Source organism: Brevundimonas sp. CURTG3B2_SDJG, from assembly GCF_057364705.1.
On the sequence record NZ_JBNFOJ010000113.1, the window covers coordinates 1 to 9,078 of the forward strand.

At 69.9% G+C, this 9,078-nt stretch carries 7 protein-coding genes and 2 pseudogenes; 7 read left to right on the forward strand and 2 right to left on the reverse strand.

The window, feature by feature from the left end; translation table 11 throughout:
* Window positions 1-103 precede the first annotated feature (103 nt).
* A complete protein-coding gene (locus AC2W7C_RS09255; RefSeq protein ID WP_486001183.1) occupies window positions 104-241 on the forward strand; it encodes a helix-turn-helix domain-containing protein in 138 nt (45 codons plus the stop codon).
* Here AC2W7C_RS09255 and typA read toward each other — a convergent pair.
* Entirely contained in the window at window positions 238-2,070 is a 1,833-nt protein-coding gene (gene typA / locus AC2W7C_RS09260) for a translational GTPase TypA (RefSeq protein WP_486001177.1), read from the reverse strand. The two genes, AC2W7C_RS09255 and typA, sit on opposite strands and share 4 nt — an antisense overlap.
* Window positions 2,071-2,270: 200 nt before the next feature.
* Window positions 2,271-4,333, reverse strand: a pseudogene (locus tag AC2W7C_RS09265) (OPT family oligopeptide transporter).
* A 212-nt stretch (window positions 4,334-4,545) separates the two neighbouring features.
* On the opposite strand from AC2W7C_RS09265, the gene mutM reads away from it, so the two are divergent.
* The 6 genes and pseudogenes from mutM to AC2W7C_RS09295 all read left to right on the forward strand — a co-directional run bounded on the left by mutM (window position 4,546) and on the right by AC2W7C_RS09295 (window position 8,910).
* Complete coding sequence (gene mutM / locus AC2W7C_RS09270; RefSeq protein WP_486001178.1) at window positions 4,546-5,406, forward strand: bifunctional DNA-formamidopyrimidine glycosylase/DNA-(apurinic or apyrimidinic site) lyase; 861 nt, start codon at window positions 4,546-4,548, stop codon at window positions 5,404-5,406.
* Window positions 5,407-5,524: 118 nt separating this feature from the next.
* On the forward strand, window positions 5,525-6,409 hold the full coding sequence (locus tag AC2W7C_RS09275; RefSeq protein WP_486001179.1) for a TraB/GumN family protein: 885 nt from the start codon (window positions 5,525-5,527) through the stop codon (window positions 6,407-6,409).
* Complete coding sequence (locus tag AC2W7C_RS09280) at window positions 6,406-6,960, forward strand: DUF1697 domain-containing protein (protein WP_486001180.1); 555 nt, start codon at window positions 6,406-6,408, stop codon at window positions 6,958-6,960. The genes AC2W7C_RS09275 and AC2W7C_RS09280 overlap by 4 nt, the downstream gene beginning before the upstream one ends.
* Window positions 6,957-7,490 (forward strand): DUF1697 domain-containing protein, encoded by a 534-nt coding sequence (locus AC2W7C_RS09285; RefSeq protein WP_486001181.1) that lies wholly within the window; start codon window positions 6,957-6,959, stop codon window positions 7,488-7,490. Before AC2W7C_RS09280 ends, AC2W7C_RS09285 begins: the two co-directional genes overlap by 4 nt.
* 25 nt (window positions 7,491-7,515) lie before the next feature.
* Complete coding sequence (locus tag AC2W7C_RS09290) at window positions 7,516-7,962, forward strand: hypothetical protein (protein WP_486001182.1); 447 nt, start codon at window positions 7,516-7,518, stop codon at window positions 7,960-7,962.
* 160 nt (window positions 7,963-8,122) lie between these two features.
* A pseudogene (locus AC2W7C_RS09295) lies at window positions 8,123-8,910 on the forward strand (enoyl-CoA hydratase-related protein).
* Window positions 8,911-9,078: the final 168 nt, after the last annotated feature.

Here is a 9,078-nt window from a genome sequence, read left to right on the forward strand (position 1 = left end):
GACGAGCCTGCGGACCCTGCAGAGGCTGTTCCCGCGCGAGACGGGACTGTCCCATCGACGCCTGGCGGCGCAACGGCGCGCCTGATCCACGCCGTGGCGGCGGCTGTCGTCGGGCGCGTCGGTGACGGCCGCCGCCCTCGACTGCGGCTTCGACGGCGCGAGCGCCTTCATCACCGCCTTCCGGCGTCAGTTCGGCGTCACGCCCGGCCGGTATCGCCCGGGACGCCAGGAGGGGGCCTAGTCCTCGCGGACGCGCTTCTTGCGGAAGCTCGGGTTCAGCACCGACTTGCGCAGGCGGATGGACTTGGGCGTCACCTCGACCAGCTCGTCGCTCTCGATATAGGCGATGGCCTGCTCCAGCGACGGGCGGCGCGGCGGGGTCAGTCGCACGGCCTCGTCCTTGCCCGAGGCGCGGACGTTGGTCAGCTGCTTGCCCTTGATCGGGTTGACGTCCAGGTCGTCGGACCGCGAGTTCTCGCCGATGATCATGCCCTGGTAGGTCTTTTCGCCGGCGCCGACGAACATCACGCCGCGCTCCTCCAGGTTCCACAGGGCGTAGGACGCCGTCTCGCCGTCCGAGTTGGACACCAGCACGCCCTTCAGACGGCCCTCGATCGCGCCCTTGTGCGGCTCGTAATGGCTGAACACGCGGTTCAGCACGCCCGAGCCGCGCGTGTCGGTCAGGAACTCGCCCTGATAGCCGATCAGCGACCGGGACGGGCACATCAGCTGGATGCGCGTCTTGCCGGCGCCCGACGGGCCCATGTCCTTCAGCTCGGCCTTGCGGGCCGACAGCTTTTCGATGACCACGCCGGTGTACTCGTCGTCGACGTCGATCACGACGTCCTCGATCGGCTCCAACCGCTCGCCGTTCTCGCCGGCCTGATAGACCACGCGCGGACGGCTGATCGACAGCTCGAAGCCTTCGCGGCGCATGTTCTCGATCAGCACGCCCAGCTGCAGTTCGCCGCGGCCCGCGACGTCATAGGCGTCGGCGCCCGGGGTCTCGGTCACGCGGATGGCGACGTTGGCCTCGGCTTCCTTCAGCAGGCGGTCGCGGATCACGCGGCTCTGCACCTTGTCGCCTTCGCGTCCGGCCAGCGGGCTGTCGTTGACGCCCACGGTCATCGAGATGGTCGGCGGGTCGATCGGCTGGGCGTCCAGCGCCTCGGTGACCTCCAGCGCGCACAGGGTGTCGGCCACGGTGGCCTTGGACATGCCGGCGATGGCGACGATGTCGCCGGCCTCGGCGCCCTCGTCGACCGGCTGGCGCTTCAGGCCGCGGAAGGCCAGCACCTTGGTGATCCGGCCCTGCTCGATGGTCTTGCCGTCGCGCGACAGGGCCTTGATGGCCATGCCCGGAACGGCTTTGCCGCTCTCGATCCGGCCGGTCAGGATGCGGCCCAGGAACGGGTCGCTCTCGATCAGCACGTTCAGGATGCGGAACGGCTTGTCCTTGTTCTCGGCCACGGCGGGCGGCGGCACGTGGTCGACGATCAGGTCGAACAGCGGGGCCAGGGTGTCGGACGGCTGGTTCAGGTCCAGCGTCGCCCAGCCGTTGCGGCCCGAGGCGTAGATGTGCGGGAAGTCCAGCTGCTCGTCCGTCGCGCCGATGGCCGAGAACAGGTCGATGGTCTCCAGGTGCACCCGGTCCGGGTCGGCGTGGGCGCGGTCGACCTTGTTGATGCAGAGAATCGGGCGCAGGCCCATCTTCAGCGCCTTGGTCAGCACGAATTTGGTCTGGGGCATGACGCCCTCTTCGGCGTCCACCAGGATGACGCAGCCGTCCACCATGCCCAGAATCCGCTCGACTTCGCCGCCGAAGTCGGCGTGGCCGGGGGTGTCGATGATGTTGATCCGGGTCTCGCCGGCCTTGCCGTTCCACAGCACCGAGGTCGCCTTGGCCAGGATGGTGATCCCGCGCTCGCGCTCCTGGTCGTTGGAGTCCATGGCGCGCTCGGTCGTGGCCTCGTTGGCTCGGAACACGCCCGACTGGGCCAGCAGTTGGTCGACGAGCGTGGTCTTGCCGTGGTCGACGTGGGCGATGATGGCGACGTTGCGCAGGTTCATTTCGGTATCAGACGTGCAAGGCGCGGCCGGGCGTGAGCGGGCCGCTGGATTTTGGCGACGGTGCGGGGAGAAAGCGCGCGCCTCATACAGGGGCTGGCGGCGAAACGCCAGCGATGTCGCCGACGGGACCGTCCGGAGCGAAACGAAAAGGGCCGGACCGCTCACGCGGCCCGGCCCCTTCGACGTGATGGAGCGCGTCTCTAGACCTTGGCGGCCCGGCCGCGCACCCAGCGGTACATCGCCAGGGTGATCGCGGCGAAGGCGACGACGCCGACGGCCATCGCCGGCCAGTGGTCGCCCAGCGGGAAGATCGCGAACGGCGCCTCGTTCTCGGTGGCGCCGATGACGCCCGCGTTGAACACGCCGAACAGGCTCTCGCCCACGATCAGGCCCGAGGCCATCAGCACGCCCATGCGCTTGCCGACCTCCTCGAACGACTTGCCCTTCAGGCCCTTCTCGTAGAGCCAGCCGGCCACGGCGCCGATCACCAGCATCATGGTCACGGCCGCGGGCAGATAGAAGCCGATGCCCACCGCCAGCGGGGGCAGCTTCACCTTGCCCCGGGTCGCGCTGTTCAGGATCACGTCCAGGATGATGACGACCACGCCGATCACGGCCCCGACGCCGATCAGGTCCCAACGCAGGTCGCCGCCGATGACGCCGCGCGCCAGGGCCGAGATCAGCGTGGCCTGGGGCGCCGCCAGCGGCTCCGAGGCGATGCCCGCCGGGCCGCCTTCGAAGCCGAAGGCGCGGTTCAGGGCGTTCAGCACGAACGGGATGACGATGGCGCCGGCGACGACCCCGACGATCAGGGCCGTCTGTTGCCGCCACGGGGTCGCGGCGACCAGCTGGCCGGTCTTCAGGTCCTGCAGGTTGTCGTTGGCGATGACCGCGACGGCGAACACCACCGCCGTCACGATCAGGGCGTAGGCGATGAAGGCCGGGTCGGCCGGCACGCCGGCGACGGCCATCACCACCAGCATCAGCAGCGAGGCGACCACGATCGCCAGGATGCCGACGCCCGAGACGGGCGAGTTGGACGAGCCGATCAGGCCGGCCATGTAGCCGCAGATCGCCGCCACCGCGAAGCCGATCAGGACCACGTAGACGACGCCGCCCGCCACCAGGATCGGGGTCGAACTGGCCAGGGCCGGCGAGGTGTTGGCGAACCAGGCCAGCAGGCCGGCGATGCCGACCAGGCTCAGGACCGAAATCCCGCCCACCAGATTGATCGGGATGTCCTGCTCTGTGCGGTCCAGCACCTCGCCGCCCCTTCGCTTGGCTTGCGCGGCCAGGGCCGAGGTCAGGCCGCCGACCAGCGGCCCGGCCAGCTTGACCAGGGTCCAGATCGCCGCCACGCCGATGACGCCGGCGCCCATGAAGCGCACCTCGTTGCGCCATACCTGGACGGCCAGCTCTTCGGCCGGGGCGCCCGCCAGGGTCGCGGCGACCGAGTCCAGCCCCATGCCCGCGGTCCAGCTGACATAGTCGGGCGAGGTCATGATCGGCACCGCGATCAGCCAGGCGACCAGCAGGCCGAACAACTGCGCCAGGCCGACGGTCAGGCCGATCAGGTGGCCGGCGCCCAGCAGGGCGAACTGCATGCCGAAGCCCAGGCCGGTGGCGCCGCCGCCCAGGGGCGGCCGGCAGTTTTCAGGAAGCGGGCCGCCTCGCCGGCGAACACCCGCGCCGCGGCCAGCCAGGCGAACGCGGCCGAGATGACCGAGGTCCAGACCACCACGCCCAGGCCGATCTTGTTCTCGCGGACCGCGCTTTCGCTCTGGTCCGCCCCGCGCGAGCCGACCTTCAGCACCTCGGCCGCGGCGACGCCTTCGGGGTAGGGCAGGCCGCCGTTGACGACCAGCGCCCGGCGCAGCGGGATCGAGAAGGTCACCCCCAGCACGCCGCCCAGGATGCAGATCGCCACCGATTCCCAGATCGGGAACTCGCGCCACCAGCCGATCATCACCAGGCCGGGCAGCACGAAGATGATCGAGCTCATCGCCCCGCCGACCGAGGCGACGGTCTGCACCGTCATGTTCTCCCATATGGTCGAGGAGCGGAACGCCCGCAGCAGGGCCATCGAAATGACCGCCGCCGGGATGGCCGACGCGAACGTCAGGCCGACCCTCAGGCCCAGGTAGGTGTTGGCGGCGGTGAAGACCACCGCCAGCAGGCAGCCCAGCACGAGCGCGCGGAGCGTCAGTTCTATGCGTTTTCCGGGGACCGGCGTCGTTGCGCCGGAAGTAGTGGTGTCCGTCATGGCGGCCCTCATTCTCTCGTTGCGCGGGACCTAAGCCGGAAACGTGGCGGGCGTCGAGAGGCCCGTGCGGAATCCGACCCGCCCGTGTGATGATTGGCGGCTAGCGGCTAGCGGCTAGTGGCGAGTGATCAGGGGTTGCTGCATCTTCTGGAGCTCACCGTTGTCGCGCTGGCGCCCTTGGAGCGCCCAACCACTAGCCACTAGCCACTCCCATGCCCGAACTTCCCGAGGTCGAAACCGTCCGACGCGGCCTGCAGCCGGTCCTGGAAGGCGCGCGCCTGTCCCGGGTGCGCCAGAATCGCCCCGACCTGCGCTTCCCCTTCCCCGACCGGTTTCCCGAGCGGCTTGAGGGGGCGACCGTCCAGCGCATCGACCGCCGCGCCAAATACCTGCTGATGCCCCTGTCCACCGGCGAGACCTGGGTCTCCCACCTGGGCATGACCGGCCGCTTCACCCTGGACGGCGAACAGCTGGGCGAGTTCGAGGAGAACGCCCCGGCGACCGGCAAGCACGAGCATCTCAGCCTCTGCGCGGTGAAGGACGGCGTCACGACCCGCATCGGCTTCGCAGACGCCCGCCGCTTCGGCTTCATGGGCCTGATCCCCTCGGACCAGGTCGAGGTCCATCCCTGGTTCGCCGGCCTGGGCCCCGAGCCGCTCGGCAACCGCTTCTCGGGCGCCCACCTGGCCGAGGCGTTCGCCGGCAAGACGCAGAACATCAAGGTCAGCCTGCTGGACCAGCGCGTGGTCGCCGGCCTGGGCAACATCTACGTCTGCGAGGCCCTTTTCCGCGCCCGCATCTCGCCCCTGGCGGCCGCCGGCAAGGTCTCGCGGCCCCGGCTGGAGACCCTGGCCGCCGAGGTCCGCCACGTCCTGGACGACGCCATCCAGGCCGGCGGCTCCACCCTGCGCGACTTCGCCAACGCCGAGGGCGGCCAGGGCTATTTCCAGCACCGCTTCGACGTCTACGGCCGCGAGGGCCGGCCCTGCGCCCGCGACGACGGCGGCGTGATCAAGCGCGTCGTCCAGGCCGGCCGCTCCACCTTCTTCTGCCCGGTCTGCCAGAAGCGGTGAGGCCCTTCTCCTTGACCGTCATCTCGGGACAAGCCCGAGGATGATGGATATGAACTGGATCTGGCTGCGGCGTCGCCCTTCGGCGCCGGGTCCCTTTGTGAAGGCGAGCGTCCTGTCGATGCATAGATGGTTCTTTTCCGGCGTCTTCGCCCTCGCCCTGGCGACCCTGGCCGCCGTCTCTCCCGCGCGCGCCGACCCGCCCCTGTGGCGCGTCCGGGACGCCGACACCGAGATGGTCCTGTTCGGCTCGGTCCACGCCCTGCCGCCCGGCGTCGAGTGGCGCACCGACGCCCTGGATCATGCCTTGGCCCAGGCCGACCTGGTCGTCTTCGAGATCCTGACCCCGGAGACCGAGGCGGACGAGATGGCGCTGTTCATGCCCATGCTCCGCTACTTCGTGGGCGATCGCCTGCTCAGCGAGACCGTCTCGCCCAAGACCTTCGCCCGCGCCGCGGACGCCGCCCAGGCCCAGTCCTTCGACCTTCAGGCGCTGGAGATGTTCCGGCCCTGGGCCGCGGCCCTCCTGCTCGAAATGGGCGCCGAGGAGATGAAGGGCCGCTCCGGCGACCTCGGCGTCGACGCCAGCATCGAAAGCGGCTTGCGCGAGGGCCTGCGGACCGAGGCTCTGGACACCGACGCCCTGCTGCACGCCTCCATGGCCGCCCTGGCCGAGACCGGCGACGCCGAGGGCGAGGAGTTGCTGATCGAGGTGCTCGATGCGCTCGACAAGGCCGGCGACGAACTGGACATGGAGATCGAGACCGCCTGGGTGGCCGGCGATCTGAGGCCGGTCCTCGCCGAGATCGAGACCATGAAGGACGAGGCCCCCCGCCTGCATCAGGTGCTGCTGGTCGACCGTAACACCGCCTGGATGCCTGCCCTGAAGCGCATGATGGAGACCGAAAGCCGCGTCGTCGTCATCGCCGGCGTGGCGCACATGGCCGGCGAGGACGGGCTGCCGACCCTGCTGCGCCAGGCGGGCTACGAGGTCGAAGGACCATGAGCCTTCGGGTCGCCCTGATGCGCAGCATCGTGATCGGCGGCCGCCGGGTGAAGGGCGAGGAGGCGCGCCGCCTGGCCACCTCCGTCGGCGGAGACGACGTCCGCTCGGTCATCGCCACCGGCAACATCCTGTTCCGCTCTCGCAAGTCTCCCGCGACCCTCCAGCGCGAGCTTGAGCAGGCCTGCGCCGCCGAATACGGCAAGGCCACCGAGATGGTGGTCAAGACGGCCGCCGAGTGCGCGCCTGATGCCGCCAATCCCTTCCTCGAGGAGCCCAGGCCCCAGCCGGGCCGCGTCCTCGCCTGGGCCATGCGCGATCCCCTGCCGGACGCCGGCCTGGAGCAGTTGCGCCGCCGCGCCGGGCCGGACGAACGCGTCGAGCGCACGCCTCAGGGAGACTTCTACTGCTGGTTCGGCGGCCCCGACATCAATGCGTCCAAGCTGCCCTCCGGTTTCGGTCTGAAGGCGTTGGGCGCGGTCGGCACCAACCGCATCTGGAACACCATGCTCAAAATCACCGCCGTCCTGGACCGGATGGAGGCCGGCCGATGACCCACCGCATCGTCCTGTTCCGCGGCATGAACACCGGCGGCGTCCGGGCGCCCGTGGCCGAGTTGCGCGCCATGGCCGCCGACATGGGGCTGAAGAACCCTCGCACCCTCCTGGCCAGCGGCAACCTGGTGGTCGAAAGCGGCCGCGCGACCGACGTGCTGGAGGCCGAGGTCGAGGCCGCGATGGAGGCCCGCTTCAAGTTGAAGATCGCCGCCATGGTCCGCACGCCCGAACAGTGGGCCGGGCTGATCGCCGCCAACCCCTTCCCGAAGGAGGCCGAGGCTCACCCGTCCAAAGTCGTGGCCATGGTCATGAAGGCCGGAATCAAGGACGGCGCGCTGGAGGCCTGCCAGGCCCTGGCGACCGACGGCGAGGCGGTCGAGGCCGTGGGCGGCGTCCTCTACTTCTGGTTCCCGAACGGTCAGGGCGAGTCCGGCATTTTCAAGAAGGCCACGCCCAAGATGCTGGGCATGGGCACGGGGCGGAACTGGAACACGGTGCTGAAGCTTGGCGAGATGGCGGGTATCTAAGGCTCATGCCCATTCCACGGACCCCATGACCCACCGCAAGACCCACCTCTGGATCAGCCTCGTCGTCGGCGTCCTCGTCTGGGGCGTCTATTTCGGCCATGTCCTCCAGGCTTTCCGGCGCGGCGATCCGGGGAATCTAGCGCTGTGGTTCCTCGGCGCCCTGGCCGTCATCATCCTGGTCGAGACGGTGGCGACCAGCCTGATCGCCTGGCTGTTCCGCCGCCGCGCCCGGACCCTGGACGAGGGCCCGACCCTCCAGGCCGCGCTGAAGGCCAGCCACCTGGCGCTGATGCTGCTGATCGCGCTCGCCTGTGCGCCGCCGCGGCCCTGGCGATCGCCAGCCTGTTCGGATGGAGTCTCGATCTGTCCGCCCCGCGCGCAGGTCCTGGCCGCCAACGTCCTCCTGGCCATGGTGGTCGCCGCCGAGCTCGCCCGCGCGGCCCTGACGTTGGCCCTGATTCCGCGCCGCTGAGACCTGTGTCCGATTCCGACGCAGGTGGCATGACCAGGGCACCAAGGGAGGGGCGGGCGATTGCGCCCCGCGCGTCGAAGGCCGAAAAGGCCGCCGATGTGGACGGATCGCCCCCGAGCCACTAGCCACTAGCCACTCGTCCCCCTTCCGGAGCGCTCTCATGGCCGACGCCTACGCCAACCTGCTCATCGAGCGCCATGCCGACGGCTATGCGGTGGTGACCCTGAACCGGCCCGAGGCGCTGAACGCCCTGAACTCGGCCCTCTTCAAGGACCTGTCGAACTTCCTGGACAGCGTCGAGCACGACGACGCCGTCCGCTGCCTGATCCTGACCGGCTCGGGCGACAAGGCCTTCGCCGCCGGCGCGACATCAAGGAGATGTCGGACCAGTCCTACGCCGACATGTACAAGGCCAACTTCTTCGCCCTGGGCCACGATCGCATCACCCGCTTCAGGAAGCCGATCATAGCGGCGGTCAACGGCTTCGCCCTGGGCGGCGGCTGCGAGCTGGCCATGCTCTGCGACTTCATCATCGCCTCCGAGAAGGCGAAGTTCGGTCAGCCCGAGATCAACCTGGGCGTCGCCCCGGGCATCGGCGGCTCCCAGCGCCTGACCCGTCTCGTCGGCAAGTCCAAGGCCATGGACATGGTCCTGACCGCCCGCATGATGGACGCCGCCGAGGCCTTGGCGTCCGGCCTGGCCTCCCGCGTCTTCCCGCACGAGACCCTGCTGGACGAGGCCCGCGCCATCGCCGCCAGGATCGCCGCCCAGAGCCCCCTGGCCGTCATGGCCAACAAGGAGATGGTCAACGCCGCGCTGGAGACGACCCTGACCCAGGGCGTCCAGTTCGAGCGCCGCCTGTTCCACTCCCTCTTCGCCTTCGAGGACCAGAAGGAGGGCATGGCCGCCTTCGTCGAGAAGCGGAAGCCGGCGTTCAAGGGCAGGTAGCGGACGTCCTTCCCTCGGCGGCGGACCTTCGAAGCCGCAGAAAGGTGTAGGAGCATCCGCGCCGGACGCAGGACCGGCGCGGGGCCGACTGTCGGGCTAGCCGATCGGCGGGCTTGAGGTCGGCGCGCCGGGGGCCGGCCGGACCTGATCGTGACGCAGCACGGGCGG

What these genes read in the sequence shown, in the direction of transcription:
- typA (WP_486001177.1), bottom strand. Translation starts at nt 2,070, where the DNA reads ATGAACCTGCGCAACGTCGCCATCATCGCCCACGTCGACCACGGCAAG.
- mutM (WP_486001178.1), top strand. Translation starts at nt 4,546, where the DNA reads ATGCCCGAACTTCCCGAGGTCGAAACCGTCCGACGCGGCCTGCAGCCG.
- AC2W7C_RS09275 (WP_486001179.1), top strand. Translation starts at nt 5,525, where the DNA reads ATGCATAGATGGTTCTTTTCCGGCGTCTTCGCCCTCGCCCTGGCGACC.
- AC2W7C_RS09280 (WP_486001180.1), top strand. Translation starts at nt 6,406, where the DNA reads ATGAGCCTTCGGGTCGCCCTGATGCGCAGCATCGTGATCGGCGGCCGC.
- AC2W7C_RS09285 (WP_486001181.1), top strand. Translation starts at nt 6,957, where the DNA reads ATGACCCACCGCATCGTCCTGTTCCGCGGCATGAACACCGGCGGCGTC.
- AC2W7C_RS09290 (WP_486001182.1), top strand. Translation starts at nt 7,516, where the DNA reads ATGACCCACCGCAAGACCCACCTCTGGATCAGCCTCGTCGTCGGCGTC.